Genomic DNA, 25189 nt, shown 5'->3' on the forward strand with positions numbered 1-25189 from the left:
TGGAAGGAGGCCGGTACTTACGTACCGGCGCGTATGAAAAAGAAAAATATTTATAAGAAAGATATAGCTATCTTTCTTACTGATACTATATCCAATAAATATGGATAATATATGAACAAAATGTAAAAGATAAAATAAATTTAGAGATATATTTCTCTGAGTCTTAGAATTTTTTCCAGGTATCCCTTACAAACAGCAGCAGTAATGGGAAAATTTCCAGTCGGCCTGCCAGCATATCAAAAGTGAGGACAATTTTGGAAAACCAGGAAAACATTCCGAAGTTTCCGATAGGACCTACCAGCTCCAGACCGGGCCCGATGTTATTAAAGGTGGCTGTAACTGCAGTAAAGTTTGTGATCAGGTCAAAGTCATCAAAGGCAATCAGGAAGATAGATCCGGCAATGATCAGTATATAAACAATTATAAAGATATTGGTAGAGCGAAGCACTTCATGAGGAATGACTTTGCCATTCATCTTTATTTTTTTTACTGCATTGGGGTGCAGAAAAATATGAAGTTCCTTGCGGATTGTTTTACAAAGGATCAGGATCCTGGAAACCTTGATACCACCGCCGGTACTTCCTGCACAGGCTCCTATAAACATAAGCATTACCAGTATAGTTCGTGAAATCTCCGGCCATAGGTTAAAATCTGTTGTGGCATAACCGGTGGTTGTGATGATGGATCCTACCTGAAAGGCTGCCTGCTGAAGGGATTCTGATACACTTCCGTACATGTGATAAATGTTGCAGGTAATGATCAATACTGCAATCGCAATAATTCCCAGATAATAGCGGACTTCCTCCATTTTAAAGGCCTGGGCAAATTTCCTGGTGATAAGCAGGAAATAGGCATTGAAGTTAATTCCAAACAGGATCATAAATATAGTGATCACAACCTGAAGGTAAGTGCTGTATCCGGCCATGCTGTCGGATTTGATACCGAATCCTCCGGTACCTGCAGTACCAAAAGCAGCACAGAGGGAATCAAACAGAGGCATTCCTCCAAGAAGCAGAAGAATGATCTGTATCACTGTCATGACAAAATAAATTCCATACAGAATTTTTGCAGTGGACTGTACTTTTGGAACCAGCTTGCTGACAGAAGGTCCCGGGCTCTCTGCTTTCATCAGGTTCATATGATAACCACCTGTCAGAGGCAGGAGAGACAGGATAAATACCAGAACACCCATACCGCCGATCCAGTGTGTAAAGCTTCTCCAGATTAGTACACAGTGGGGAAGGATTTCTACATCAGCCAGAATACTGGCTCCGGTAGTGGTAAAACCGGATACAGTTTCAAATATTGCATCTACAGGGTTTGGAATGCTTCCGCTGAAGATAAAAGGGAGTGCTCCCATAATACTTAGTACAATCCAGCTTAAAGCGACTGTTACAAACCCTTCTTTTGTGTAAAATGCTTTTTTGGATGGCTTTTTCCAGGTGAGTGGAATGCCAAGAGCCAGACAGATGATAATGGTGATCAGAAAAGCAAAGCCGGAAGTTTCACCGTAGATCACAGCGGTGATTCCGGGAAGAAACATAAATATAGCTTCCAGCTTGAGAATCCATCCGATAATATAAAAAATAATAGAATAATTCACGATCAGACTCCTTTACTTCTCAAGAATGTCTGTGATATCACGAAGTCCCTTATGGGTAGTTACGATGATCACAGTATCACCTACCTGTATGGTGTCATGTCCGCGGGGGATTTTTACTACACCATTATGGTTGAGATATCCAACCAGAAGATTCTGGCGGAGATTCAGCTCTGACAGCGGGATCCCAACTACCGGAGAATTATCACGGATGGCAAATTCCAGAGCCTCTGCCTTATTGTCCAGAATATGATAAAGGGTTTCTACATTACTTCCGATACTGTTCTGCATGGCACGTACATACTGCAGAATCCTGTCAGAAGTGATATATTTGGGATAGATTACACTTCCAATATCCAGATTGTCAATAACATCGTCAAAAGCAAGACGGTTGACCTTGGCTACCAGCTTGGCATTGGAAATTGTTTTGGCAAACAGTGCAAGGAAAACATTTTCCTCATCCAGATTGGTAAGAGACACAAAAGCTTCAGTCTGGGGCAGACCTTCCTCCATGAGAAGGCTGCGGTTGGTTCGTCACCATTGATAATAGTGGCACTGGGAAGCAGATCACTCAGGGTCTCGCAGCGGGCTGTATTCTGCTCAATGATTTTTACGGAAATATTCATGTCAAGAAGTGCCTTGGCCAGATAGTAGGAGATTGTACCACCACCTACGATGATGGCATTTTTCACCTGATGGGTCTTCAGTCCGATTTTTTTGAAAAAGGCAGCGGCATTTACCGGAGAAGCAAGAATAGAAACATTGTCTCCGTTGTGGATCATATGATTACCGCCTGGGATAGAAACCTGATCCCTGCTCTCAACGGCACAGAAAAGCACATCGCATTTGAGTGTCTCTGTAATGCGCGAAATCGTCATACCATCCAGTCCAAACTCAGGCAGCACCTTGAATTTCAAAAGCTCTACCCGTCCTCTGGAAAAGGTATCGATCTTAATGGCAGAGGGGAAGCGGAGCAGACGGGAAATCTCCTGGGCTGCTGCCAGTTCCGGATTAATGATCATGTTTACACCGAGACGTTTTTTGATAAAGCTGATCTCATTGCCGTAAATTGGATTGCGGACTCTGGCAATTGTCTGGCAGTGTCCTGTTTTCTGGGTGATCAGACAGCAAAGAAGGTTCATTTCGTCAGAGCCAGTCACTGCGATGAGAATGTCTGCCTTGTCAACTCCGGCTTCCATAAGCGTATTGATGCTGGCACCATTTCCTACAATTCCCATTGCATCAATGTCATCCTGCAATGAGTTGATCACGTTGGCAGAGACATCAATAAGAGTTATATCGGATTCTTCTTCCTGTAGCTGCTCGGCAAGAGTTCGGCCGACATTTCCACACCCAACAATAATAATCTGCATAATTCCTCCAAAAGATAGTCAACGGGCTGATGCACTTTCTGTTATCCCCAATGATAATCTATGCAACAGTTCTCCCGAAATATTTTATAATATTATATAGCTTTTATACATATGAAAACAAGGATGCTATAGCACTATTAAATCTGTTTGTAAATATGAGAATTTTGTGATTTTTTTGGCGTTAGGAAGTTACTGTTCACACACTACTATCCCGCGAGGTGTTTTGGCATGGATATGCCAAAATTCCGAGACATACAAGCCAAAATTCCATTGCCGCAGGCAATCTGGAATGAATTTTGGCTACGTTACTGTGAACGGAGTGAACAGTAACGTCAGGAGTGCTGGTTAAAAAAGACATAATAGGTAATCTGGGGCACCTTTTGGAAAAGGTATCATAAAATATAGGGTAACTGAATATGGAAAATGATATCAGGAAGGATTGAATATGGAAAATTATCATATGGCCTGTTCCTGTGGCAGACCCTATAACCGAACCTGCGGCATGAACCGCCAGCAGCCAATGAATGAAATGGTTACCCGTCCCAAATCTCCGGAGCCTGCCATGGCTTATGTTCCCAGTCAGGAATTTACAGATATTTTTGATTTGTCTTATGCTTTGAATGTGGGAACAGTTTTCCCACAGCTTTGCAAGCCATTCTGCGGAAAGAGAGGTGGTTTCCGATGAACGAAAACAGGTCCGGAAAGCAACTTCTGAATCGGATAAATCAGGTCAGCTTTGCTGTAGATGATCTGCTTTTATACCTGGATACCCATCCCTGTGATGAGAGAGCTCTGATGCTATGCAGAAAAATGGTAAAGGAGAGGAAAGAACTTCTGGAAAAATATGCCCAAAACTTTGGACCTCTTACTATAGATTGTACGGATATGTCAGAGTCAGAGAACTGGAAATGGATGGAACAGCCATTTCCCTGGGAAAGGGAAGGAGGATGCAGATAGCTTATGTGGAATTATGAAAAAAGACTTCAGTATCCGGTAAATATTACCAAACCGAATGCAAAGATTGCACAGTATATCCTCAGCCAGTACGGTGGCCCGGAGTGCAGTACCCTATAATAGCCCCGCAACCCCAGTGTTTATGCGGGTTTGCGGGATTTTCAATTTTGGAAAAATATTACAAAAGTGTTAAAACTGCCAAAATAGCACTTTTTTATAGATGTCTGAAATTCAGGAAATAATGATGTCAAAAGACATTTTCCCAGACTCTTTATCATATATGATCTGTTCCACAACACTTCTGATCAGATTTCCCTTTTCTTCATAACCTACGTCTGGATTCTTCAAGACGTCCGCAACAGAACGGATCTCTTTCAGGATTTCTTCTGTATTAGGTTGTTCTGCCTGTTCTTCCTGTAATAGCTGTGAAAGGGCAGCGGTCAATTCTAATCGGTCTGATACCAGACGGTCCTTATTGCTCCTATATTCTTCCAGAGTGTCTACTCCTGCCTCATAAGCTTCTTTGATCCGGCTTTCCCTCATACTGAGCTTACTGATCTCTTTCTGCAACTGTTCAATTTGCAGTGAATGATCAGCCTTTTTCTTTTTACACACATATGTAAATTCTGCTCCATCTAAGATCTGTTCAAAATAGCTTATCACAGCTTCTTCAGCCTTTTTGACGGATAAGGCCACGGAAGTCTTATGAAATCCCTTTGCGTACTTCCAGCACTGAAAATAAGGGCACCTATTATTGCCGGTGTAAGAAAGTGTGGCTCCACAGACAGAACACTTTAAAAGTCCGGATAGCCAGTGTTTACAGGCAGATACATTTCGCGCCTTGATTGGACGCTTTCGGGAAGTAATCAGCTTCTGACGTTTTTCATACCGTTCCCTGGAAAGGCGTACCTCATGGCTTCCTTCAAATTCCACTCCGTTCCAGACAACAGTTCCGCAATAGAAGGGATTTCCAAGAATTCGGTCAACGCTGCGCCGCTCGAAGAGTTTTCCACGTTTCGTCCGGTACCCGAGATCATTGCAACGTCTGGCAATAGCTGTCTCATCTAAGTTCTGATTATCATACAGGTCCATAATATAAGAGACAATGGCATATTCAGCCTCATTAATAACATAAGGCTTTCCATGTCCAACTGCAGTATAGCCAAGACAGGGAGACGTCTGATAGCCTTTTTGCAGGGCTTTTTCTTTCATGCCACGCAAAACCTCACCTGACAATCGAATAGAGTAGTATTCATCCATCCATTCGATGATACGCTCGATCAGACTGCCAAAAGGTCCCTCAATCAGTGGCTCAGATACACTGATCACGTCTACATTATCCTTCTTGAGCATGCTCTTGTATACGATAGACTCTTCCTGGTTACGGGCGAAACGACTGAATTTCCATACCAGGATCACATCAATAGGGTGAGAGGGCTGCTTCGCCAGGGCGATCATCTTCTGAAACTCCGGACGCTTCTGTGCGTGCCGGCCGGAAACACTCTCAGTAAAGATAAAATCTCCGGAAACAATCATATCATTCTTCTGAGCATAATCCAGCAAAAGACGTTTCTGCGCATCAGGAGAAAGTTCTGTTTGGTCCTCTGTCGAAACGCGGATGTAAAGACATGCCACTTTACTACTCATAAATATCACCTCGGTTTTATAAAATATGTAATTTTAAGTACAAAAATAACAGCCACACAAATGTTCTGATTGTGTAACTACTCCGAAGATGATACAATATCTTTGCTAAAGTGCTGGATCTCTTCGGAGATTCTGATTGTCGCCCTTGTGTTGGTAGCGCAAGGGCGGTTTTTGTATGAAATAATATACATAATTGACAACATTTAAAGAATAATATATAATATAAATAAGTTAACTCGTGACGGATAAGGCTGGGTTCCCGAATGGGAGTAGGCTGTGAAGCTTAGAATTCCTTTGCCCCTGGGGTTAGCTTATTTTTTTATGTTATCTAAAATATGTTTAGGATCTTTTTCAAGCTCAGTAGCTATAAATTCAATCGTTTGCAACGAGTAAGAATATTGAGGCTGAGCAAATTGCTTATGAATATAACAAAATTTCTCATTTTCTTTTATACCATAGTGTTTACAAAAATTAGTAAAATGAAAACTGGTAAATTTAACAATATTTCCGTTATACCAAAGTTCAATCTTGTTTTTGGCTAAACGGTCTCGAATTTTACTAATGCATGCTTTTGCTGTAAGATTATGCGTGTTGTTAGGATCCTTTAATTCTTTTATGATCTTAACAGACGTATCAGCTGAATTATCTATTTTTACAAAAGAAGTTGCTTTATCCTTATTTTTGGTTAGATAATGATAATGGTCGATTCTAATAGAAAATTTAGCATTGTTGTTTTCGAGTGCAAGCGCATCCACATTATTTTTCATATCTAATATTTTCCTGGCGATTTCCTCAGGATATTTAGCAACAATTTCTGATTCGTTTAAAGCTTTCATGCTTACTGATAATGATAAAAAATTTTGAGGTATTATTTTAGTCATATCAATCTGGTGAAATGCCATCATTTTTTCGTTGAAATTTAACACACATGCCTGAAATAGAGGAACATAAACCATTTCGTAATCTTCGGTAATAAAATGCGTACTAGTATTGCGTAATTCCACGATTTTTTCCAGATTCAGGCGAAGAGGATCTTTGTTATTAGTAAATACTTTTTGAATACAATTTTCTAAACTTAGTGTGCGATTTGGGTTATCTTTATAATATATACTCTTTTCACCATAAACCTTAAGTATATGAGCTTTTAACATTAATTCCCAGGCGTTACAGATAAACATAGCAAAGCCTTCAACTCGATAATGAATGGTTGGTTTGTTGTACAGTTCAATTGCCATAGTAAACGCCTCTTTTGATTTATCAAGTAATTGGTTGGACAAGTCTGTAGGTTGCATAGCTACCTCCTTTTTTCAATTTTTTTTCTTTAAAACGCCGAAGCGAATTAATTCGGAATACGTAATTCAATTAGTTTCTGATGATACCCCGTCATCCGAGATATCTGTTCAATAGTAAAATCTCTATATTCTTCCAATAACGAATCTGGTAATAACAGCTCCATAGCGAATCTATTAGCTTCAATTTCCTTTTTTGAATTTAATAAGAGAGTTTTATTTCTGATAAAATAACAATTTTCTTTCCGGTGCAGGATAGCGTGTCCAAGCTCATGAGCCATAACCAGACGTTGCTCATGCTCCGGAAGATTTTCATTAATGAATATGTAGCGGTGATTCTTCAGGAACATATAGCATCCCTCGAACTGCAGATTGCATATCTGGTATAAGATACCGAGCTGATCGGCAATGTCGAAAGGGTCTGCGGTTCCTGTTTTTCTTTTGTAGTAAGAAACAATCTTCTTGATATCCAAGCATCTCACCTACTTTTTGTATTTCTTTGGTGTGTATTTTTCTTTGTTGATAAGCTTTAATCGTTTCAACGCAATTTCCAGTTCATCTTTAAAAAGTTCTGCCGCCTCTGGGCTGATTTCTTCTCCATTATAACTGGCAGGACCGTTTTCACCGGATGTCAGTTTTTCCATGATGTTATCCAAGTCTTTTGCGATATCACGATTATCCCTTGCTGTTAAACCTTTCTGTTCGGATGAATCATCTCCTGTCATTAGATAGTCAATTGTTACGCCGAAATAATCAGCTACTTTCATAAGCCTATCATTCGGGAGAGTTCCCTTTTTCAGTTGTCCGATATACCCGTTTGAAAAGCCAAGATCTTTTTCTAATCTTGAAATGGGAACTTTCCGCTCTTTGCATATCTGTTTAACTCTTTCCACACAGTTCATAGAGTACCTCCATATTTTTTTAGGTGAAAGCCTAAAAATAGTGTTGACAAATTAGAGAATACTCTATATAATAAAAATGTGCTTAGGGGAAAGCCTAAAACATAAAAGAGAGATTCCCTAAAAATAAGTTTCTGGACAATTCTTATTTTAGATTATTCTCTAATAAATGTCAATAGACTTTCCTCTAAAACATAAATTATTTTTTAGAAAGGAGAGTCTATTTTGTTTTACGAAAAAGTAGTTCGCTATTGTGAAAAAGAACAAATTTCAATTAAGGAATTTGAAAAAAAATGCAATATCGGAAATGGAACGGTGGGGCGTTGGAAAGATGATGGTTCTAAACCTTCATTGCATACACTTCTTAAGATTGAATCAGCAACAGGAATTCCGCTTGAATGTTGGGCATCAAGCCGAATTGATGGGTTTCTGTCAGACCAGAATGAGACAGCATAGAGGAGAAAAACATGATTTGGATATCCAGAAAGAGGTGAGATAAGTGGAAGAAACCAAAATACAGTTCACAGATAACGGAAATAGATATTCTGTTTCTATCCAAAAACAGTTATTTAGAAAACGACATGTATATGTCACAAAGCAAGAGGAAAGCGATCATGGCAATTTCAGCACGCCAATTACTTATAAGATATCAGCCAGCACCTTTAAAAACAGATCAGAATACTGGCTGATCAGATTAAAAAATTATCTTCTTAAAAAGGAACATAAGTAAAGTAGATAAGACTGAAGAAGCAGTGTCAGATAAAGTATTAGAAGAAACCTCTGATAGAAAATCCTTGATTTTTGACTCTTTTTTCTTCTCAGACAAAACAGGATTTTTCAACTCATATAAAAGTGATTCTAATAATTCTTTTATCTCAGAGTCAAGTTCTGATGCTTCTACATCTGCAATGATTTGGTTGTAGTTATTGGATATTGTATTTCCGGAACCAGTAACGAAAATATTATTACTTCCAGAAACAGTAGGAAGAATATCATCTTGATAACCATTTTCTACAAAATGAATACCTTTAGGAGTGAGTCTGATCCCATAAAAGCCAGTTGCCTGATATTCGTAGAGAATATATCCATCATCACGTAGTGCATCCAAGCAACGGATAGTGAGCTGTTTTTCACGGTTAGTCCCTGAAAAATTATACTGCATGGAACGCTCACCGGTTTTTTGGTAATGAGAATAAGCATCCTCCAGATATTCTTTTTCTTGCTGAAACATAAAACGCCTCCATTCTATTAAATTCAGGTACGCCAGTACCTGTAATACCAGAATAGAAGAAGCACAAACAAAAGTCAATGAATGGATATCTGGAAAGAGGTGAGAACAAGGAAAACTCAATGGGAAGAAGAGGATGAAATGATTCGTAGGGCACTTCGTGAAGCAGCACAGATAGCAACCATAGTATTTTCCATAGTTGCTATCATATTTAGCATTATCGCACTAATGCAATGATGCTAATCATAAGAGCAGCAAAAGAAATTAACAAAGCGATCCATGATCGTATTTCACTGAATATAAAATGCAAAGACGATCTTTGATATTCGTGAATAGCCACTAGGCCGAAGTGGGTAATGCAAAAACAGTCATCTAAGTAGACATCTGTTTCGGAAAGATGCCCAAGGGTTTTACGGATATAACGTTTTTCGAGTAAATAAGAAAGCGAATCTGCAACAAATGCAGGGTCGGCATCAAGATTTGCGGATATTTCACGCAGTGACCATTGGTGTTTAAGGAATTTTTTTAATAAAGAATAGGAAGCTGAGTCAATCATAACAATCTCCTTTCAATAAATTTTAGTATGCTAGTACCCTGTAATACAAGAATAGGAGAGAAACAAAGAGAAGTCAACAAAGGTCGTTCGACAAACTGCTTAAATTTTTATAAACAGTAACCCATACATATCATTTCCCATACCATAAAGAAGAGGTGAGGAAGATGTCAGAACTAAAACTGGTAACAAGAAATATCCGCATTAATGGAATTCAGCATAAAGCCAGTAATATGTCAGAAGGAGAAATCAAATGTCTGCTCATCCAGAGACAGGACGAACTTCTTCTGAGCATGAACTATGAAAGAAAAGCCGCCGGTTAAGGCGGAGAAAGAAGGACAAGCATTAAAACGGAGGTGGTTAAAATAGATGGATTCAGTAACCAGATCAATGCATTTTTAAAATTCTGCAGATCATGCCAGGAATTAAATAGAATTGCAGCAAGTAATGAAACTGATCTGGACAATAAGACGCAGGATATCTTACATAACATTGAGCTCAACGACAACTATCCAGACGATTATGTTTTACAAGGTCTTGCACTGAGGGAAATCAGAAAGAGGCGCAGGGAAGCCAAAGACATTCAAAGAATAATGACCCCGATCGTGCAGTGGACAGATCAGAATCAGAAAACGATCAATGAGCTTGAGAGGCTTCTTGGCGCAGTCAGGAAAGCAGAGAAAAGTACGACCGGAAGAACGTATATGAACCGAACCAATGCACTGGAAAAAATTTTGGGTGAAGAATAGGGGAAGGACAAGCATTATGAAACAGTACATAATCATAGCCCTCTGCATCCTTGCAGGGAAATATGTGGATATGCCGGTATGGTTAAACATTCTTTTTGGAATGTCTTCATGCTGGGCGGTAGATCAGCTTAGGAGAGCTTAGGAGGAGACAAAAAATGACAGAAGAAGAAAGAATAAAGGAAGTGGAACGACTTTCCAGAAAAGCCAAAGAAACAACAAAAGTTCCTCCGGATCAGCAACGAACCATCCGAATCGTAAGATTCAGAAACAAGACACTTGCAAGTTACGTAGGAACTATGGAAGAAGCACTCCGGAAAGCAAAAGAAATGGAGGGCCTATACGGACCGATTGAACACATAGAATAAAAAAAGACTCATGTAACGCAAATACATGAGTCAGGGTGACTTTCCGCCACTTGGATATTAAACCTATAAAGAATATAACATCCAGGTGGCAAAAAGTCAAGATTTAAGCAGGAGAAAGCCTGCTATATTTTTAACCTTTTCAGGGGACAGGGAAGTCCCTTCAGGGCTTGATTGAGGGTATTAAACTTACGACACCGGGGTGACATATGAAGTGTGGATACATAAGAGATACATGGGATTGTGGGGAAACCTTAGAGGTAGAGGAAAAGCATACAGGAAGATATGGTGCAAGGGGTCAGAAGAGGGAGCCGAAGAAGGAACCCACCCCGGAAGATATCATAAGGCAGAATCAGTGGAAGAGGGTGAGAGATCTTAGGAGGCTGGTAAAGTGGAATTTCACAACCGGAGACAGCTGGATCACACTCACCTACCAGAAAGACAAGAGGGTAAGCTGGGAAGAGATGATAAAGCATATGCAGAAATTCATAAGGCGGCTTCAGACCAGATACCGGAAATATGGTTGGATCTTAAAGTATATCTGGAGACCGCAGATAGGAAAGAGGGGTGCAATCCACATACACATCCTCTTAAATGCCAAATCAAATGCAGAGACCCGAACAGAAAAGATGGTCAGGGAACTCTGGACACATGGGAATCCGAACATGAAAGTGGTATACGACTTGAAAAATGGAGATCTGGCAGAGTACATAGCAACACCTTTGCAGGAATGGGAACCGGAAAAAGCAAAAGCATATCATCCGTCCAGAAACCTGATCCGCAGAGAACCGTCCAGAAAAGAAATAAAAAGACGTTCCCTGATAGACAAAGATGGAGTAGTCAGAGAACCCAAAGCCCCCAAAGGCTATTATGTGGATCCGGATTCCATCAAAAAAGGAATCAATCCTGTGACAGGATACGCGTACCGCCATTACACACTTGTAAAGATAGACAGGAGGATTTGAAGATGGACCAGAAAATGGCAAGAGTAGATATTTCACTTATTGTCAGGGATAAAAACACAAGGAGAGGAGAACACAATGTTTGATAAATTTGGAGAAATGAATTCATACACAGAGATCAATGAACTGGCAGCCAATCTTCTGCAGGAAGGAGATCTGGACAGCTTAAAAGAACTGGCAAAGGAAAACGGAATTCCGGATGATTATGTAGAGATGTATCTGGAAGAAGTCATCCCATCCCTCTGCGATTCCACATCTGCTGCTATTGGAAAGATTGATGTGGAATGCATGAAATTAAAACCTAAGGAACTGATGCTGGACTGGGTAGAGTACATCAAGGGACTATGTATGGAGAACGAGATGATCGCCCACCAGGTTCGCAAGAAAGGAAAGACTCTGCAGGGATGTATGGCGGTTCTACTGAAATATTCTTTTAAAAACCAGATCACAGTAGATAAAGAAATTATAAAGGCAGCAGGAGTCAGTGCCAGCAAGGTGACATTTGGAATTCCTGGTATGGCAAAAGCCAAGGAGCTGATCCGGGATTACTACATGGGAGGAGTAAAGGCATGAAGCGGACAAAATTATTGCGCTGCATCCCATGCGCAGCCCCGAAAGTAAAAGACTCTGACAATGTGATCGCTGCAAGCCAGCTTCTTGAAGTGGACGGAGAGTGGGCGGTAGAGATTAGTCTGTTTGTAAAAGGAGAACTGAAAGCCCGGTATTTCGCAGATAAAGAAAACCACAGTACATGGATAAATGAAACGTGGACAACCTGCAAGTTCGAAAATGTACTCAGACTTTGCATGGGACAATCAGCTTTGAAAAACGATTTTTACTATAGTTCCCCGGATATGAAGTGGGATACACAGGAAGATAAAGAGAGGGTATATGACTTTCTGGAAACTTACAACATTAACAGCTACGAGACAACGGTGAATGAAACAAAAAGAGACATGGCATACATCCGGAAGCAGGAAAGAATCAATGAAATGATGACAGAAGTCCCCTGCGTGCCGGAGGAAGCAGAGAGGTGGGTAGAAGATAAAATATTTCCGGGGAATATCCTGTTTTTTAAGAAAGAAGAGAAACGGACTGTATTCAGCTGTACCGCCTGCGGTTATGCCGGCTGGAGAAAACACGGATGGAAGCATGGAGAAAAAACCATATGCCCGAAATGCAAGGCACCGGTAACGACAAACAGCAGACAGGAGGAAAAGACAGCCAAAGCCCCGGTAACCATCTTGCAGAAATATGACAAAAAGTGGGTGGAGCGCCAGTTCCGGGCAGTCTGCAGATGGACAGCAGGGAAGAAAGAAATAAAGCTGTTTGAGAGAATCAGGGCCATTATCCCACAGGGGGAAACCTGGGGAAAAGTATGGTACGGGACGATTCCGGAAGCAGATGAGTTCACACAGGAATTCTGGGACAAACCACATGGAAAGAGATTCGTTCCGTCATACCTGTATCCCGGAAAGCTTCCGGAAGTACTAAAAGCCGGAGGTCTGGAACACAGCGGAATGGATATCCTTGCAAATGCAGGCATGAAATTCAACGTAAACACATATATCATATCCTTCCACAACAACTCTTATCTGGAATATCTGACAAAAGCGGGTCTGACAAGACTGGCGGCAGATATCGTAAATGATCGCTGGGTAGAGATCAACAGAAGCGGAAAGAATCTCAGAGAGGCATTAATGCTGGACGGAAACCACTTGAACAGACTGAAAACGATAAACGGTGGAGCTGCCATCCTGGAATGGCTCAGGTACGAACAGGAAAATGACATCCGGATCACACAGGAAAGTCTGGAATGGATTGCCGGGAAGAATTTAAAAATAAGTGACTGCCAGGATATCCTTGATGAACTTGAAAGCGTAAACCGGATGGTCAACTATCTGAAGAAACAGAAAATAGCTCCGGGAAAGTCCGCAATCATATGGAGAGACTACCTGCGTATGGCAAGAGAAGAGGGATATGATACCACTGATGACATTGTGAGATTTCCAAAGGATTTAAAGGCAAGACATGATCAGCTAGTAGAAGTGAGAAATCAGAGAAAAGATGTTAAACGACTGGAAGGATATAAGGAACTGGATGACCGGATAAAAAGAAGACTTCCGGACATGAAAGATTACTTCTGGGAAGACCGGGAATACATGATCATACCGGCAGGGGCATGTAAAGAACTGATGGATGAAGGAAGAAAACTTCATCATTGCGTGGGAAGCAGTGACACTTACATGAGAAAGATGGCGGACGGCGCCAGCTGGATCCTGTTCCTGAGAAGAAAATCAGAACTGAAAAAGCCTTATTACACCATAGAAATCAGCTTAAAGAATGACCATATCATCCAGTTCTATTCAGAATATGACAGACAGCCAGATAAAGAGATCATCAATGATGTCCTGAACCGGTATAAACGGAGTATCCGGAAAAAGAAGATAAAGATTCAGGTACCGGCAGCAGGCATAGCATAAGGAGGACACTATGGAATATGTGCAGTTAAGTATGGATGATTACATCCAGAGTAAAAACGAGATCAAACAGGAACTGGGAGGAATGGTAAAGAGCTTTGTGCGGATCGGATGGCAGCTGACCAGGATTGATAAGTCCCAAGCCTTCAAACACGATGGCTACAATACCATTTCAGAATTTGCCAGAACAGAATATGGCATGAATCCATCAGGAGTCAGCCGCTTCATGAAAGTATATGAGAAATATTCCATTCCGGGAGATACACCGGAGCTTAAAGAACAGTACAGGGAATTCAAATTCAATAACCTGGTAGAAATGCTCCAGCTTCCGGAAGAAGACCAACAGATCTTTCATCCGGAGGATAAAAGAGAGGACATCCGCGAATTAAAAGACTTCAACAAAGAAAATGAAAGTAATCCGATGAATCTCTTAGACTGGAAATCTGCACAGAGTACAGAGGACAAGCTCCATGCCACGATCCAGGAATTCTTTCGAGAAAAGACAGGAATCCTCAATACCCTGTACAGCAGTGAGGCATATCAGTCCGGAAACATCAAGGAAATGGCGCAGATCATCAACCCTGGTGACAGTATGAGTTATCGAAAAGGAACAGTCTTCTTGATGTTCCATCAGGAAGATATCACAGTCAAGATATTCAATGGAGAGATGAGAAATATCTCTTGGGACCAGTTTTTTGCATATACGCAGGAGATATTTGCGGAAGCGGCAGCAGGAGCGAAAACATACGAGAATTACTTCGGGATCCCAGAGGAAACACATGACCCAACACCAAAAGAGATTCCGAAACTTACACCAAAACCCGTATCGAATCCGATACCCAAACATGATGTTCGCCCTGAACCGGAAATTGCGCCGGCGCAACAGCCAGAATCGGTGGAGAATGTGGAAAAAACTGCGGATAACCATGAAGAAAATCAAAAAACAGCAGTTTCAGAAAAAGAGGACTCCGTACCAGGAAATCCTAAAGCGGAGCCCTATTCTGAAACACCGGAATCTCAGCCGGAAAATATAGAAAAAAGTCAAGAAACAGCACTTCCAGAAGAAGAACCACAGATTCCGGGACAAGACAACATCATGAATCATCCGGAATATATGCCGAAACCTGAAGAAAAAACAGAGAAAGTACCGGAAATTGCGCCGGCGCAATCCAATTCGGAGATTCCGGAAGTGATACCTAAGACCAGAAAAGAGTATATAGATACGTTAACGGCCTACGGAACAGCTGAGTATATAGCGAAATCCATGCGGCAGTTTGCAAACAAGACATACAGCACACTTCTGGATCCTGTCTTCTGGAATGAATGGTTAAACGGAAAAGTAGACCATAACGGAAGACCCTGGGAAGATTAAGGGTGCCCTAAAATTCACATAGATACATCCTTCCTGTGTGAGCCTGTCAGATCACAGGAAGGGGAAAGGTGAAAGGAAATGAATAAAAGACAGAAAAAGAAACGATTCCGAAAAACCATGGGATGGAATCCTCCGGACTGTTTAATCTACACCAGCCTGGACTACCATGTTTTTATCGGCAAGCCCTGGGGCGGACTGGCAGCCATGAAGAAGCGGGAAGCTACCAGAATGGTAGAAGACTTTAACCGGAATATTTCAAGGAGAAATGAATGGATAAGATCGTCACATCGATACAGGAGATAAATTTAGAGGACATCAGATTCCCGATCATTGCAGTATTTGAACACCCGGAAGATTATCCGACAAAATCTGTAGGCAGAATATTTGAATTAACCAAACCAACGGATACCGTGATCGTAAAAGATACACTGGAAGAATTACAGAAAGATATTCAGACATACTGGATTGGGATATTCTTCCAGAGAACAGAATTTGATGTACCGTCAATGAAAGGATGCTGGGTATGAATCAGGAAGGATTATTATTTCCCAAAGGAACCATTAGAAAAAAACGAAAGAAACACCATAAAAGCATCATAGACAGAGACATAAAAGGTCAGTGCTTCATCTGCCAGAAACGAGGCTATACGGAACGCCATCACATCTATGGCAGTGCAAACCGAAAATACTCGGAGCAATATGGTTTAACAGTATACCTTTGTCCAGAGTGCCATACATCCTCTGAGATAGCCGTACATCGAAGCAAAGAAGTCCGAAGCACCCTGCAGCGGATCGGCCAGAGGGCCTTTGAAAAGAAATGTGGCAGCAGGGAAGAATTTGTAAAACTATTCGGTAAGAATTATCTGGAGGATGAAAATGAGCACAAGAGCAGAAACATGTAAACATAGTACAGGACACATCGGAACTGTAGCAGTATACACCCACCCCACCTGCCCGAACATGCATATCATCAAAGGCAAATATGTTACAGCCAGAACAAACTGAAAGGAATGCAGACTCTATGAGGAGAGGAAATGAATTTATATGAGATCACAGACATAAAGACAGGAAAGATTATAGAATCGGCGGTTACACTGAAACAAGCAGCAGAAAGACTAAAGTGTTCCAGAAGTGCGGTATCAGGAGCCTATTGTGGGAATTATGCAATTGGACATAGATATGCAATAGAAGTAATAGATACAGCTATTTCCAAACAGGATCCAATATGGATCAAATGGGAAATGCGGAGAAACTGGTTTCTAAAATTATGCGGGAGGACATAAGAATGACAGGAAAAAACAAAGAAGGCTATCCAGATCCGACAGCCAGCAAAGCAATTCAGGCAGCAGATCGAATGCCACAGCATACATATAAAGACTATTGCATACTCAGAGCAATGGCATATCGCATGGGATTAAAGATAACTAGAATAAAAGATTTAGGATCTGGAAGGGAATGGAACAGATGAGAAAACGTCTAAGACATTGGCTCTTTGAAGCCAGAGGAAAGAAATGCAGATTTTGTTGTCTATTCTGCCACTACTGGCACATATGTCAAAAAGAGCCATAAAAAGAAGGAGACCGGGAACTATCAACAGCTCCCGGCTAAAAGTATGAAAAAGAAAAAAGTTTTATTTGCAATTACTCTTTGCTCTGTACAGGTAATAATATACCCAGAAAATGTGAGCGATATGTGATACAGATTTGAAGAATTTGTGAAAGGGGAGCGATACCGATGGAAACAGCAGAGATTACAATTCAGGAAGAAAACGAACAAAAGAAAGAATACTTGAAATCCTACCGGCGGGCAATAAAAAGAGAGCAGGATATCCTGGATGAAATCCAGAGGTTGAGACTGGATAAGATGTTTCCATCGGTAGTCAATGATGGAATGCCACACGGCAGCAGTCATTCAGATCTGTCTGATTACGCAGCTATTCTGGATGAACAGATAGACCTTCTGAAAGAGGAACGCTTGGAAAAAGTGAGATGCTACCAGAAGATTGAGAGGCAGATCAGCCAGATGGAGAATGAGGATGAGCAGGAAGTGTTGAGACTGAGATACATACTTGGAATGAAATGGGAAGAAGTGGCTGTGAAAATGAATTACAGTTGGAAGTGGATACATAAAATCCATGGAAGAGCACTGATGAATTTTAAAATATAAAAGAGTACATAGAAGTACACGCTCTATTTATGATATTATTACAATGAACTCAGATGGAAAAGATCATTCAGAGTTCTCCTTCCCTTAGATGACTGCCAGTGCCACCTGGCAGATCACCAGAACATCTCACCGAGAGGGAGTGAGCGCAAGCCATGAAGCCACAGGTTCGAATCCTGATGTTCTCTACTACTATCTCCTTTTTATAATGCGCATAATGCGCAAAAAAACTGTTGACAATGCGCATAGTATGCATTATAATGAGCGCATAAAGAAACACGATTGAAAAGAAAAAGAAAGGAGTACCGTTGAGATGAAGTTTCGAGAAATCGAAAAAATATTGCTTGCGGATGGTTGGCGTCAAGTTGGCCAAAAGGGTTCACATCATCAGTACAAACATCCAAGCAAGCCGGGTAAAGTGACGATACCTGAACACGGTGGCGATATAAATATCGATACTGCAAAATCTATTATGCGACAGGCTGGAATATAAATTCCAGCCCAAACTTATAATATATCTTAACAATATTCTATCTAATTGTATTTTAATCATGTTTTAGGAAAAAGTATATGGAGGAAAATTAAGGAGGAAACTACAATGAAACTGATTTATCCAGCAGTCTTTTATCCGTTTTCTGATGGTAGTGGTGGTTATACTGTGGAATTTCCAGATTTACCAGGATGTGTTACGGAAGGAAAAGATCTTGAAGAAGCATTTGAAATGGCAACAGATGCTGCAAGTGGCTGGGTACTTGAAGAGTTAGAAGAAGGCAATACGGTACCGGAGCCATCTGATTATGCTGATGTGAAACCAAGAGAGGGGGGAAGAGTAAATATTGTATTGTTAGATATCGACAAATATGCTGACAAATATGGAGAAAAAGCTGTCCGGAAGAATGTCACTATTCCAGCTTGGTTGAATACTTTTGCTGAAAAAAGACAAATGAACTTTTCTCAAATATTGCAGGAAGCGATTCTTACAAAAGTACAAAAATGTAATTAGGATAAGAGGAGATAAAGCAAGGAAACTATTAATATTAAAATTTAAATAAAAGAAAAGAGTTCTACGATTCAGGACTCTTTTCTTTTTTTATAGCAATAGTTAGCACAATCGGTTTATATTGGCCATTTTTGGGATTAAATCCCTAAATTCCACTAACTAACACACAGAATGAGAGGCGGTGAGGTTCGGCAAGAGCATCTAGCAGTAGCTTGCAACGTGAAAATTAAATTTTAAGGACATTTAGCTCAGTGGTTAGAGCAACCGGCTCATAACCGGTCTGTCTTGGGTTCGAACCCCAGAATGTCCATGAAAACAGAAATATTAATTAACAAGAGAGCTTGGAAACAGGCTCTCTTTTAATATACAAAAATACCGCGGGATAAAGTAATGGTAACTTACAGGTCTCCTTAGCCTGGAACGATGGTTCGAATCCATCTCCCGCTATTTACGAAAGGATACGAAATGTTAAGAAGCTGTAAGTATTGTGGAAAGATTCATGACAGTAAATATCAGTGCATCAAGAAACCTGTACGCAGAAAGACACGAACAAAGCAGAATAGTTTCAGGAGCACAGAAGCATGGAAGAGAAAGAGCTTGGATATCAGGACACGTGATAACTATCTGTGCCAGATCTGTATAAGAAAATTATATGGAACTACACGGCAGTATAATAATAGGGAGATAGAAGTGCACCACATTGTTCCGGTATCAGAAGACTGGGACAAAAGATTAGACAACTGCAATCTTATCTCTTTGTGTAGCAGGCATCATGAGATGGCAGAAGCTGGGAAGATACCACGGATGGAGCTGATGGAGCTTGCAAGGCGGCAGGAGGACCTCAAATAATTCCCCCCCGGTCTGTGAAAATGAAAAAACGCAGAAGTCTCACGACCACATATGCCCATCGATTCATAATAAATTCCCACATCAGCTTTTTACTTTTACAGGAAGGAGGAGAGAAAAGGCCAACACCACCAAAGACTGCGAATATTATCCGAATGGAAAAGAAATCCCATCGGACAAAGAAAGAACTCCGCCAGCGGGAACAGGGAGAAAAAGCATTGCTTACAGGCATTACTCTGAAAGAACGCCAGGAAGTAAAGGATAATGAAACAGCACACAAAGAATTTCTTCGCCTAAAAAAGCTGCTGCAAAAAATTGACAAGTTTGATGATATGTACGGTGCAGTGATCAACAGATACTGTGTTCTGTATGCAGAAACAAAAGAATTTGAAGAAAAAAGAGAACGTTTCTATCAGCAGTTATGCGAATTTCAGGAAGCAAAAGAAGATCTCCTCATCAATGAGGAAATGACTCCGAGAGAATATTACGGCATTGAAGCATCCATGCAGAAGAATCTGGTCTCTCTGGATCGCCAGGTTCAGTCCAAAAGAAAAATGCTGTCAGACATCGAAAAAGAAAATATCATGACGATTGCCGCATCTCTCAGATCTGTTCCGAAGAAACCGGAAAAGAAGGTGAATCCATTGAAAGAAGCGTTAAGTAAATGAAAGATGGAAAAGCGTATAAGTACGCCCTGTGGTGTGTGACAGAGCAGGAGAGAAAAGTCCCTGAATATGTGAAAAAACAGGCTGAGAGCTGGCTGTATATTGCAGACGGATACGATGCAGATGCTTATGTAGATGAAGAGGAGTACGAGAAAGTATGCAAATTGTTAAAATTAATGGTCCACCCGGATCTTAGATGCAGTATTTATGACGGCTTGGAAGATTACGCATGGCTTATGATCGTGGCTGGTCTGTGTACATATTGCAAAAATTCAGAACAGAAGAGCCGGTTTTATGTGACGATTCTGCTTGAGATAGCACGAAAAAACTTCAAAACCTTCAATTCAGCAGTGATATTCATTCTACTGATGCTTACGGAACCAGATTTTTCCCGGTTCTTTTCTGTTGCACCGGATTTACAGTTGTCATCGGAGCTGAAGAACGCGATCCGCAAGATCATAAAAGTTTCTCCGGCATTGTACGATGAAGACGAACCGGCGTTTAAGATTCTCAGAAGCCAGATTATATGTCTGCTTAACGAAAATGAATACACACCGCTCGCATATAGTCAGGACGGCATGGATGGAAAACTGGCAAATGCTTATCTCGCGGATGAAGCAGGGGCATTGGACGATTATCCCGTAGAAGCGATGAGATCATCACAGATCACACTGTTTAACAAACTTGGGATTATTATCAGTACACAATATCCGAATGATAACAATGTGATGATCGATGAAATAGACATTGCGAAAAAGACCCTGGACGGTCTGCTTGATGACCGGAGGTATTTTGCGTTGCTTTACGAGCCTGACGACGATCTGAAACAGGGAGAAGTCTGGCAGAAAGACGACAGAGCCATATATCAGAGCAATCCGGTAGCAGTATCCCACAAATATATCTTTGATGAGATAAAAAAGAAACGTACCCTGGCAATACTCTATGAGAATAAAAGGGAAAACTATCTCTGCAAACACAACAATATCCTTTACAAAGGACTTGGAGTTGAAGGATACATTGATATCCAGAAAGTAAAATTGTGTAAAACGGAATTGGATTCACAGTGGTGGATTGGCCGCCGGGTATGGGTGGGCGTGGATCTTTCACAGACGGATGACAATACTGCAGTAGCGATGGTGACAGAAGAAGACGGATTCGTTTACGCAAAGGTAATGGGATTTATCCCAACAGATAAAACTGCTATAAAGACACAGAAGGAACATGTGGATTACCAGAGGCTGATCAATAAAGGCGAGTGTATCTCATGCGGGGAAGAAGTGATTGATTACAGCGTTGTAGAAGATTACGTGATACATGCACTGAAAGAAAGATACGGTGTGACTGTGGAACAAGTTGGATATGACCGATACAATGCGATATCCAGCGTACAGAAGATGGAAGCAGAAGGTCTGGAGTGTGTAGAAATCAAACAGCACAGCTCAGTCCTACACCAGCCGACAAAATGGCTGAAAGAGGTAATCTTACAGCAACACTTCAGGTACGAAGAAAACAGGCTTCTGGAGATTAATTTCCAGAATGCAAGATGTACAGAAGATACAAACCTGAATAAATATGTTAACAAAAAGAAATCAACAGGAAAAGTGGATGAGGTAGTTGCTTTGATCAATGCAATGTACCTCTTACAGCAGTATTTACTTAATGACGACAGTTTTGTTGCACAAACAGCATAGGAGGACCAGAAAAATGGGAATTTGGAAACGAAAAAAGAGAGCAGATCCGGCACAGGAGCCAGAAGTGGACGCGGCGATTTTGAGAGCGTGGCTGTCAGGAGAGTCTGTTGGACGGGAGAGAGCTGTGAATATCCCATCTTTGGCGGGATGCTTAAATAAAATCGCAGGGACGGTGGCAGCAGTTCCGATCAGGATGTACAAACGGGAAACGAACCGGATAACAGAAGTCCTGGATGATAACAGAATAGTTCTGCTGAATTCCGAAACAGGGGATACACTGGATGCCTATCAGATGAAACGGGCAGTTATTTTGGATTATTTTCTTGGACGGGGCGGCTATATTTTTATAGATAAAGTCAAAAATGAAATACGTTCTCTCAGGTATGTATCGGAAAAGAACATAAGCTTCAACGAGAATCCGGATGTGATCTTTAAAGATTACGATATCCTGGTGCAGGGAAACACCTATAAACCTTATCAGTTCATACGACTTCTCAGAAATACAGAGGACGGGGCGAAAGGAAAGAGCATCATAGAAGAGAATGAGGGACTTTTAAGAGTAGCATATAATTCACTGAAGTTTGAGGAAACCCTTGTATCAACAGGCGGAAATAAGAAAGGTTTCATAAAATCTCCGCGAAAATTGTCACAGGCAGCGATTGATGCTCTGAAAGAAGCCTGGAGAAATCTGTATTCAAACAACACGGAGAGTGTTGTAATTTTAAATGAAGGACTTGACTTCCAGGAAGCATCCAACACATCTGTAGAAATGCAGTTGAATGAGAATAAAAAGACAAACGGTGATGAGATCTGCAAGGTCATGGGGATTCCACCATCACTTTTGAATGGAAATGCCGGTGAACAGGATGAAAAGAATTTCATAAAATATGAATTATCAAACCTGCTGGCAGAATTTCGGACTGCGTTAAACAGAGCAATGTTGCTTGAATCGGAAAAACAGACATATTTCTTTGATTTTGATATATCTGAACTGATTAAAGGCGACATCGACAAACGATACAGCGCATACAGCATCGGAATAGAAAAAGGATTCCTTCAGACAGATGAGGTCAGAAAGAAGGAAAATATGCCACCACTGGGAATGAAATTCATTAAATTAGGGCTTCAGGATGGATTATATGATCCGGAGAGTAACAAAGTGATCGTGCTTAATACAAGCAAAACATTAGACTTGGAAAGATTAAAAGAGGGAGGCGATGAGTAAGGAGAATCGAGATCAGAGAACAGTCTGTCACAATTGATGGATATGTAAACGCGGTTGCAAGAGACAGCAGACCCATCCGGGACAGAAGCGGGACACAGTTCATTGAGCAGATCGTCCCGGGAGCTTTTGAAAGGGCGATCTCACGTGCTGATGAGATCAAGATCCTGTTAAACCATGATTATAGTAGGGAACTTGGAAGTACCAAAACAAACCTTCAGCTGTTTGAAGATAATATTGGACTTCGGGCGATTGCGGAAATCACAGATGCAGAAGTGATCGAAAAAGCGAAAAAAGGTGAGCTCAGAGGCTGGTCCTTTGGATTTATTGAGAGAGCAGCCAAAGAAGAGGATACAGATTCCGGCCTGAAACGCAGATTTGTGGAAGACATGGATTTGAAAGAGGTGTCGATCATTGACAACCGAAAAGTCCCATGTTATGCAAGCACATCAATAGAGATGCGTGCAGACGGAAATGAAGTTCTGGAAGTAAGAACTTTGGAAACTAGGGTAGTCTCAAATAAACCGGAATAAAAAATTGATTACTCAAAGTATGAAGAGACAATCAGACGATTAGGAGGAAATAAATAAGGAAGAGTCATAAAAGAAAAATCACAAATAAAAAAGCATTCAGAGTAGCTGCCAGAAGATATCTGCAGATAAGAGCAGAGGAATTAAAAAGCCTGGAGGAAAAAAGAACTGCTCTCGTGGAAGAGATGGAAGGAATCCTGAACAAAGCACAGGAAGAACAGAGAGCCTTCGAAGAAACAGAACAGACTCGTTTTGATGAGATTGAAAAAGAAATCAATGCCATTGACAAGACAATCGAAGCAAAAGAAAGAGCCAGAAATCTTGGAAATCCGAAGAAGGAAGGTAAGGAGAAAGGCGACACCCTGACCGTAGAAGAGAGAGCATTTGTAGATTATATAAGAGGTACGATTACCAATGAGAGAGCTACAAACCTTACCTATACAGACAATGGTGCGGTGATCCCGTCTTCAATCGTAAACAAGATCATTGAAAAAGTAGTAGAAATCTGCCCGATTTACAGTATGGCAGATAGATATAACATCGGAGGAACCATCAGTATTCCATTTTATGATGAAGACACCAGTTCTATTAAGATGGCATACGCAGATGAGTTTACAGAACTTACAAGCACATCCGGAACATTCAAGAGCATTTCTCTGAGCGGTTTCCTTGCAGGAGCACTTACTGTAATTTCAAAGAAATTGATCAACAACGGCGGATTCGATGTATTAAATAAAATTATTCAGTACATGGCGAAAGCGATTTCCGTATTTATCGAACATGAATGCCTGATCGGAACATCTGGAAAAGCAGAAGGACTCACAAAAGTTACTCGTGGCACTACAGCGGCGGCAGCAGCAAAAGTCACAGCTGATGAACTGATCGATGTACAGGAGTCCATTCCGGATACTTATCAGTCCGGAGCTGTCTGGATTATGAACAAAGCAACCAGAACAGCGATCAGAAAATTAAAAGATAACGACGGAAATTATCTTTTGAACAGAGATGTTTCAGCCAGATGGGGATACACTCTTCTGGGAAAAGACGTATACTGCTCTGATGCAATGCCGAAGATGGAAGCAGAGGCTGTCACTGTTTATTACGGCGATTTCTCCGGATTAGCGGTAAAAGTAGCGGAAGATGCAAATATCGAAGTACTGAGGGAAAAATACGCAACACAGCATGCGGTTGGCGTAGTAGCCTGGATGGAAATTGATACAAAGGTAGAGGATGCACAGAAGATTGCAAAATTAACTATGGCATCTGCGTGAATTGCGCCGGCGCAAATGAGGTTAGAATATGAAGATTAGTGAAATGACCACTGCAGATATATGGCAGCATATCCGAGAAGATCCGGAAAATATGGAGGAATCTGATAACAAAGAAATACTGGCCATGAAAAAAGCAGCTATAGAATACTGCAAAGGATATACAGGACTTACAGAGGAACAGCTGGATCAGCATGAGGATATTACGATCGCAGTCTTCATGCTGATTGCTGACATGTACGATAACCGGCAGCTGCAGGTAGATAAAAATATCATGAACAAAACGGCAGAGACTATCCTGGGAATGTATTGCGTAAACTTCTTGTGAGGTGATCAG

34 protein-coding genes, 2 tRNA genes and 2 pseudogenes are annotated in these 25189 nt (G+C 41.0%); 30 read left to right on the plus strand and 8 right to left on the minus strand.

Features of this window, described 5'->3' with window-relative positions:
* Window positions 1-163: 163 nt before the first annotated feature.
* Together ACTNDS_RS01295 and trkA are read right to left on the minus strand one after the other, a co-directional pair.
* Window positions 164-1603 carry a TrkH family potassium uptake protein gene (locus ACTNDS_RS01295; RefSeq protein ID WP_441032761.1) on the minus strand — a complete coding sequence of 480 codons (1440 nt, stop codon included), beginning with the start codon at window positions 1601-1603 and terminating at the stop codon, window positions 164-166.
* 12 nt (window positions 1604-1615) lie between these two features.
* Window positions 1616-2973: pseudogene (gene trkA / locus ACTNDS_RS01300) on the minus strand (Trk system potassium transporter TrkA).
* 445 nt (window positions 2974-3418) lie between these two features.
* Here trkA and ACTNDS_RS01305 point away from each other — a divergent pair.
* From ACTNDS_RS01305 to ACTNDS_RS01315, 3 genes and pseudogenes are all read left to right on the plus strand, one after another.
* Window positions 3419-3658, plus strand: a complete 240-nt coding sequence (locus ACTNDS_RS01305) for a spore coat associated protein CotJA (RefSeq protein ID WP_243874008.1) — start codon at window positions 3419-3421, stop codon at window positions 3656-3658.
* Window positions 3655-3930: a spore coat protein CotJB gene (locus ACTNDS_RS01310; RefSeq protein WP_441032764.1), complete on the plus strand. Its 276-nt coding sequence runs from the start codon at window positions 3655-3657 to the stop codon at window positions 3928-3930. Before ACTNDS_RS01305 ends, ACTNDS_RS01310 begins: the two co-directional genes overlap by 4 nt.
* A gap of 3 nt (window positions 3931-3933) precedes the next feature.
* A pseudogene (locus ACTNDS_RS01315) lies at window positions 3934-4032 on the plus strand (manganese catalase family protein); the annotation flags it as partial.
* Between the two features lie 126 nt (window positions 4033-4158).
* On the opposite strand, the gene ACTNDS_RS01320 reads toward ACTNDS_RS01315, so the two are convergent.
* From ACTNDS_RS01320 to ACTNDS_RS01335, 4 genes are all read right to left on the minus strand, one after another.
* Window positions 4159-5574, minus strand: a complete 1416-nt coding sequence (locus tag ACTNDS_RS01320) for a recombinase family protein (RefSeq protein WP_441032767.1) — start codon at window positions 5572-5574, stop codon at window positions 4159-4161.
* Between the two features lie 311 nt (window positions 5575-5885).
* Window positions 5886-6866 carry a DUF3644 domain-containing protein gene (locus ACTNDS_RS01325; RefSeq protein ID WP_441032770.1) on the minus strand — a complete coding sequence of 327 codons (981 nt, stop codon included), beginning with the start codon at window positions 6864-6866 and terminating at the stop codon, window positions 5886-5888.
* A gap of 47 nt (window positions 6867-6913) precedes the next feature.
* Complete coding sequence (locus ACTNDS_RS01330; protein ID WP_441032773.1) at window positions 6914-7336, minus strand: ImmA/IrrE family metallo-endopeptidase; 423 nt, start codon at window positions 7334-7336, stop codon at window positions 6914-6916.
* 9 nt (window positions 7337-7345) lie between these two features.
* Window positions 7346-7765, minus strand: coding sequence for a helix-turn-helix domain-containing protein (locus ACTNDS_RS01335; RefSeq protein WP_441032776.1), 420 nt, complete (start codon window positions 7763-7765; stop codon window positions 7346-7348).
* A 222-nt stretch (window positions 7766-7987) separates the two neighbouring features.
* Between ACTNDS_RS01335 and ACTNDS_RS01340 the strand changes: the two genes are divergently transcribed.
* Window positions 7988-8218, plus strand: coding sequence for a helix-turn-helix domain-containing protein (locus tag ACTNDS_RS01340; protein ID WP_441032779.1), 231 nt, complete (start codon window positions 7988-7990; stop codon window positions 8216-8218).
* A 238-nt stretch (window positions 8219-8456) separates the two neighbouring features.
* Here the strand turns inward: ACTNDS_RS01340 and ACTNDS_RS01345 are convergent, their stop codons facing one another.
* Window positions 8457-8993 carry a hypothetical protein gene (locus ACTNDS_RS01345; RefSeq protein ID WP_441032782.1) on the minus strand — a complete coding sequence of 179 codons (537 nt, stop codon included), beginning with the start codon at window positions 8991-8993 and terminating at the stop codon, window positions 8457-8459.
* A gap of 214 nt (window positions 8994-9207) precedes the next feature.
* Window positions 9208-9546: a hypothetical protein gene (locus ACTNDS_RS01350; RefSeq protein ID WP_441032785.1), complete on the minus strand. Its 339-nt coding sequence runs from the start codon at window positions 9544-9546 to the stop codon at window positions 9208-9210.
* A 164-nt stretch (window positions 9547-9710) separates the two neighbouring features.
* Here ACTNDS_RS01350 and ACTNDS_RS01355 point away from each other — a divergent pair, with 164 nt between their 5' ends.
* The 26 genes from ACTNDS_RS01355 to ACTNDS_RS01480 all read left to right on the plus strand — a co-directional run bounded on the left by ACTNDS_RS01355 (window position 9711) and on the right by ACTNDS_RS01480 (window position 25180).
* On the plus strand, window positions 9711-9866 hold the full coding sequence (locus tag ACTNDS_RS01355; RefSeq protein WP_441032787.1) for a hypothetical protein: 156 nt from the start codon (window positions 9711-9713) through the stop codon (window positions 9864-9866).
* Window positions 9867-9899: 33 nt separating this feature from the next.
* Complete coding sequence (locus ACTNDS_RS01360) at window positions 9900-10292, plus strand: hypothetical protein (RefSeq protein WP_227194621.1); 393 nt, start codon at window positions 9900-9902, stop codon at window positions 10290-10292.
* Between the two features lie 16 nt (window positions 10293-10308).
* A complete protein-coding gene (locus ACTNDS_RS01365; protein ID WP_441032790.1) occupies window positions 10309-10434 on the plus strand; it encodes a hypothetical protein in 126 nt (41 codons plus the stop codon).
* A gap of 13 nt (window positions 10435-10447) precedes the next feature.
* Window positions 10448-10657: a hypothetical protein gene (locus tag ACTNDS_RS01370; protein ID WP_441032793.1), complete on the plus strand. Its 210-nt coding sequence runs from the start codon at window positions 10448-10450 to the stop codon at window positions 10655-10657.
* Window positions 10658-10863: 206 nt separating this feature from the next.
* Entirely contained in the window at window positions 10864-11619 is a 756-nt protein-coding gene (locus ACTNDS_RS01375; protein ID WP_441032796.1) for a rolling circle replication-associated protein, read from the plus strand.
* Window positions 11620-11694: 75 nt separating this feature from the next.
* Window positions 11695-12189 carry a hypothetical protein gene (locus ACTNDS_RS01380; RefSeq protein WP_441032799.1) on the plus strand — a complete coding sequence of 165 codons (495 nt, stop codon included), beginning with the start codon at window positions 11695-11697 and terminating at the stop codon, window positions 12187-12189.
* On the plus strand, window positions 12186-14099 hold the full coding sequence (locus tag ACTNDS_RS01385) for a PcfJ domain-containing protein (protein ID WP_441032802.1): 1914 nt from the start codon (window positions 12186-12188) through the stop codon (window positions 14097-14099). Before ACTNDS_RS01380 ends, ACTNDS_RS01385 begins: the two co-directional genes overlap by 4 nt.
* 10 nt (window positions 14100-14109) lie before the next feature.
* Window positions 14110-15468 (plus strand): hypothetical protein, encoded by a 1359-nt coding sequence (locus tag ACTNDS_RS01390; RefSeq protein WP_441032805.1) that lies wholly within the window; start codon window positions 14110-14112, stop codon window positions 15466-15468.
* A gap of 78 nt (window positions 15469-15546) precedes the next feature.
* On the plus strand, window positions 15547-15771 hold the full coding sequence (locus ACTNDS_RS01395) for a hypothetical protein (RefSeq protein WP_441032808.1): 225 nt from the start codon (window positions 15547-15549) through the stop codon (window positions 15769-15771).
* The gene (locus ACTNDS_RS01400; RefSeq protein WP_441032811.1) at window positions 15738-15995 is read left to right on the plus strand and encodes a hypothetical protein; all 258 of its coding nucleotides are present in this window, start codon (window positions 15738-15740) and stop codon (window positions 15993-15995) included. Before ACTNDS_RS01395 ends, ACTNDS_RS01400 begins: the two co-directional genes overlap by 34 nt.
* Window positions 15992-16369, plus strand: a complete 378-nt coding sequence (locus tag ACTNDS_RS01405; RefSeq protein ID WP_441032814.1) for a hypothetical protein — start codon at window positions 15992-15994, stop codon at window positions 16367-16369. Before ACTNDS_RS01400 ends, ACTNDS_RS01405 begins: the two co-directional genes overlap by 4 nt.
* Entirely contained in the window at window positions 16344-16472 is a 129-nt protein-coding gene (locus ACTNDS_RS01410; protein ID WP_441032817.1) for a hypothetical protein, read from the plus strand. The genes ACTNDS_RS01405 and ACTNDS_RS01410 overlap by 26 nt, the downstream gene beginning before the upstream one ends.
* A 29-nt stretch (window positions 16473-16501) precedes the next feature.
* Window positions 16502-16750 carry a hypothetical protein gene (locus ACTNDS_RS01415; protein ID WP_441032820.1) on the plus strand — a complete coding sequence of 83 codons (249 nt, stop codon included), beginning with the start codon at window positions 16502-16504 and terminating at the stop codon, window positions 16748-16750.
* Between the two features lie 2 nt (window positions 16751-16752).
* Window positions 16753-16935, plus strand: coding sequence for a hypothetical protein (locus ACTNDS_RS01420; RefSeq protein WP_441032823.1), 183 nt, complete (start codon window positions 16753-16755; stop codon window positions 16933-16935).
* A 266-nt stretch (window positions 16936-17201) separates the two neighbouring features.
* Entirely contained in the window at window positions 17202-17633 is a 432-nt protein-coding gene (locus ACTNDS_RS01425) for a DUF1492 domain-containing protein (protein ID WP_441032826.1), read from the plus strand.
* A 310-nt stretch (window positions 17634-17943) separates the two neighbouring features.
* Window positions 17944-18123 (plus strand): type II toxin-antitoxin system HicA family toxin, encoded by a 180-nt coding sequence (locus ACTNDS_RS01430; protein ID WP_441032829.1) that lies wholly within the window; start codon window positions 17944-17946, stop codon window positions 18121-18123.
* Between the two features lie 105 nt (window positions 18124-18228).
* A complete protein-coding gene (locus ACTNDS_RS01435) occupies window positions 18229-18633 on the plus strand; it encodes a type II toxin-antitoxin system HicB family antitoxin (protein ID WP_441032832.1) in 405 nt (134 codons plus the stop codon).
* Window positions 18634-18867: 234 nt separating this feature from the next.
* Window positions 18868-18940 (plus strand) — tRNA-Ile (locus ACTNDS_RS01440).
* A gap of 66 nt (window positions 18941-19006) precedes the next feature.
* Window positions 19007-19077, plus strand: a tRNA-Arg gene (locus tag ACTNDS_RS01445).
* A gap of 18 nt (window positions 19078-19095) precedes the next feature.
* On the plus strand, window positions 19096-19479 hold the full coding sequence (locus ACTNDS_RS01450; protein ID WP_441032835.1) for an HNH endonuclease: 384 nt from the start codon (window positions 19096-19098) through the stop codon (window positions 19477-19479).
* Window positions 19480-19631: 152 nt separating this feature from the next.
* Window positions 19632-20144, plus strand: a complete 513-nt coding sequence (locus tag ACTNDS_RS01455) for a hypothetical protein (protein WP_441032838.1) — start codon at window positions 19632-19634, stop codon at window positions 20142-20144.
* Window positions 20141-21832 (plus strand): terminase TerL endonuclease subunit, encoded by a 1692-nt coding sequence (locus ACTNDS_RS01460; RefSeq protein WP_441032841.1) that lies wholly within the window; start codon window positions 20141-20143, stop codon window positions 21830-21832. Before ACTNDS_RS01455 ends, ACTNDS_RS01460 begins: the two co-directional genes overlap by 4 nt.
* Window positions 21833-21845: 13 nt before the next feature.
* Window positions 21846-23057 (plus strand): phage portal protein, encoded by a 1212-nt coding sequence (locus ACTNDS_RS01465; RefSeq protein WP_441032844.1) that lies wholly within the window; start codon window positions 21846-21848, stop codon window positions 23055-23057.
* A gap of 11 nt (window positions 23058-23068) precedes the next feature.
* Window positions 23069-23587 (plus strand): HK97 family phage prohead protease, encoded by a 519-nt coding sequence (locus tag ACTNDS_RS01470; protein ID WP_441033139.1) that lies wholly within the window; start codon window positions 23069-23071, stop codon window positions 23585-23587.
* 149 nt (window positions 23588-23736) lie between these two features.
* Complete coding sequence (locus ACTNDS_RS01475; RefSeq protein WP_441033141.1) at window positions 23737-24855, plus strand: phage major capsid protein; 1119 nt, start codon at window positions 23737-23739, stop codon at window positions 24853-24855.
* 28 nt (window positions 24856-24883) lie between these two features.
* Entirely contained in the window at window positions 24884-25180 is a 297-nt protein-coding gene (locus tag ACTNDS_RS01480; RefSeq protein ID WP_441032847.1) for a head-tail connector protein, read from the plus strand.
* Window positions 25181-25189 lie beyond the last annotated feature (9 nt).

This window comes from Blautia sp. HCP3S3_C12 (assembly GCF_052064155.1).
Classification (GTDB): domain Bacteria; phylum Bacillota; class Clostridia; order Lachnospirales; family Lachnospiraceae; genus Blautia_A.

Bases quoted from the DNA above. Each gene is read 5' to 3' on its own strand.
- ACTNDS_RS01305 (WP_243874008.1), top strand. From the start codon at position 3,419: ATGGAAAATTATCATATGGCCTGTTCCTGTGGCAGACCCTATAACCGA.
- ACTNDS_RS01310 (WP_441032764.1), top strand. From the start codon at position 3,655: ATGAACGAAAACAGGTCCGGAAAGCAACTTCTGAATCGGATAAATCAG.
- ACTNDS_RS01320 (WP_441032767.1), bottom strand. From the start codon at position 5,574: ATGAGTAGTAAAGTGGCATGTCTTTACATCCGCGTTTCGACAGAGGAC.
- ACTNDS_RS01325 (WP_441032770.1), bottom strand. From the start codon at position 6,866: ATGCAACCTACAGACTTGTCCAACCAATTACTTGATAAATCAAAAGAG.
- ACTNDS_RS01335 (WP_441032776.1), bottom strand. From the start codon at position 7,765: ATGAACTGTGTGGAAAGAGTTAAACAGATATGCAAAGAGCGGAAAGTT.
- ACTNDS_RS01345 (WP_441032782.1), bottom strand. From the start codon at position 8,993: ATGTTTCAGCAAGAAAAAGAATATCTGGAGGATGCTTATTCTCATTAC.
- ACTNDS_RS01350 (WP_441032785.1), bottom strand. From the start codon at position 9,546: ATGATTGACTCAGCTTCCTATTCTTTATTAAAAAAATTCCTTAAACAC.
- ACTNDS_RS01355 (WP_441032787.1), top strand. From the start codon at position 9,711: ATGTCAGAACTAAAACTGGTAACAAGAAATATCCGCATTAATGGAATT.
- ACTNDS_RS01365 (WP_441032790.1), top strand. From the start codon at position 10,309: ATGAAACAGTACATAATCATAGCCCTCTGCATCCTTGCAGGGAAATAT.
- ACTNDS_RS01370 (WP_441032793.1), top strand. From the start codon at position 10,448: ATGACAGAAGAAGAAAGAATAAAGGAAGTGGAACGACTTTCCAGAAAA.
- ACTNDS_RS01375 (WP_441032796.1), top strand. From the start codon at position 10,864: ATGAAGTGTGGATACATAAGAGATACATGGGATTGTGGGGAAACCTTA.
- ACTNDS_RS01380 (WP_441032799.1), top strand. From the start codon at position 11,695: ATGTTTGATAAATTTGGAGAAATGAATTCATACACAGAGATCAATGAA.
- ACTNDS_RS01385 (WP_441032802.1), top strand. From the start codon at position 12,186: ATGAAGCGGACAAAATTATTGCGCTGCATCCCATGCGCAGCCCCGAAA.
- ACTNDS_RS01390 (WP_441032805.1), top strand. From the start codon at position 14,110: ATGGAATATGTGCAGTTAAGTATGGATGATTACATCCAGAGTAAAAAC.
- ACTNDS_RS01395 (WP_441032808.1), top strand. From the start codon at position 15,547: ATGAATAAAAGACAGAAAAAGAAACGATTCCGAAAAACCATGGGATGG.
- ACTNDS_RS01400 (WP_441032811.1), top strand. From the start codon at position 15,738: ATGGATAAGATCGTCACATCGATACAGGAGATAAATTTAGAGGACATC.
- ACTNDS_RS01405 (WP_441032814.1), top strand. From the start codon at position 15,992: ATGAATCAGGAAGGATTATTATTTCCCAAAGGAACCATTAGAAAAAAA.
- ACTNDS_RS01410 (WP_441032817.1), top strand. From the start codon at position 16,344: ATGAGCACAAGAGCAGAAACATGTAAACATAGTACAGGACACATCGGA.
- ACTNDS_RS01415 (WP_441032820.1), top strand. From the start codon at position 16,502: ATGAATTTATATGAGATCACAGACATAAAGACAGGAAAGATTATAGAA.
- ACTNDS_RS01420 (WP_441032823.1), top strand. From the start codon at position 16,753: ATGACAGGAAAAAACAAAGAAGGCTATCCAGATCCGACAGCCAGCAAA.
- ACTNDS_RS01425 (WP_441032826.1), top strand. From the start codon at position 17,202: ATGGAAACAGCAGAGATTACAATTCAGGAAGAAAACGAACAAAAGAAA.
- ACTNDS_RS01430 (WP_441032829.1), top strand. From the start codon at position 17,944: ATGAAGTTTCGAGAAATCGAAAAAATATTGCTTGCGGATGGTTGGCGT.
- ACTNDS_RS01435 (WP_441032832.1), top strand. From the start codon at position 18,229: ATGAAACTGATTTATCCAGCAGTCTTTTATCCGTTTTCTGATGGTAGT.
- ACTNDS_RS01450 (WP_441032835.1), top strand. From the start codon at position 19,096: ATGTTAAGAAGCTGTAAGTATTGTGGAAAGATTCATGACAGTAAATAT.
- ACTNDS_RS01455 (WP_441032838.1), top strand. From the start codon at position 19,632: ATGGAAAAGAAATCCCATCGGACAAAGAAAGAACTCCGCCAGCGGGAA.
- ACTNDS_RS01460 (WP_441032841.1), top strand. From the start codon at position 20,141: ATGAAAGATGGAAAAGCGTATAAGTACGCCCTGTGGTGTGTGACAGAG.
- ACTNDS_RS01465 (WP_441032844.1), top strand. From the start codon at position 21,846: ATGGGAATTTGGAAACGAAAAAAGAGAGCAGATCCGGCACAGGAGCCA.
- ACTNDS_RS01480 (WP_441032847.1), top strand. From the start codon at position 24,884: ATGAAGATTAGTGAAATGACCACTGCAGATATATGGCAGCATATCCGA.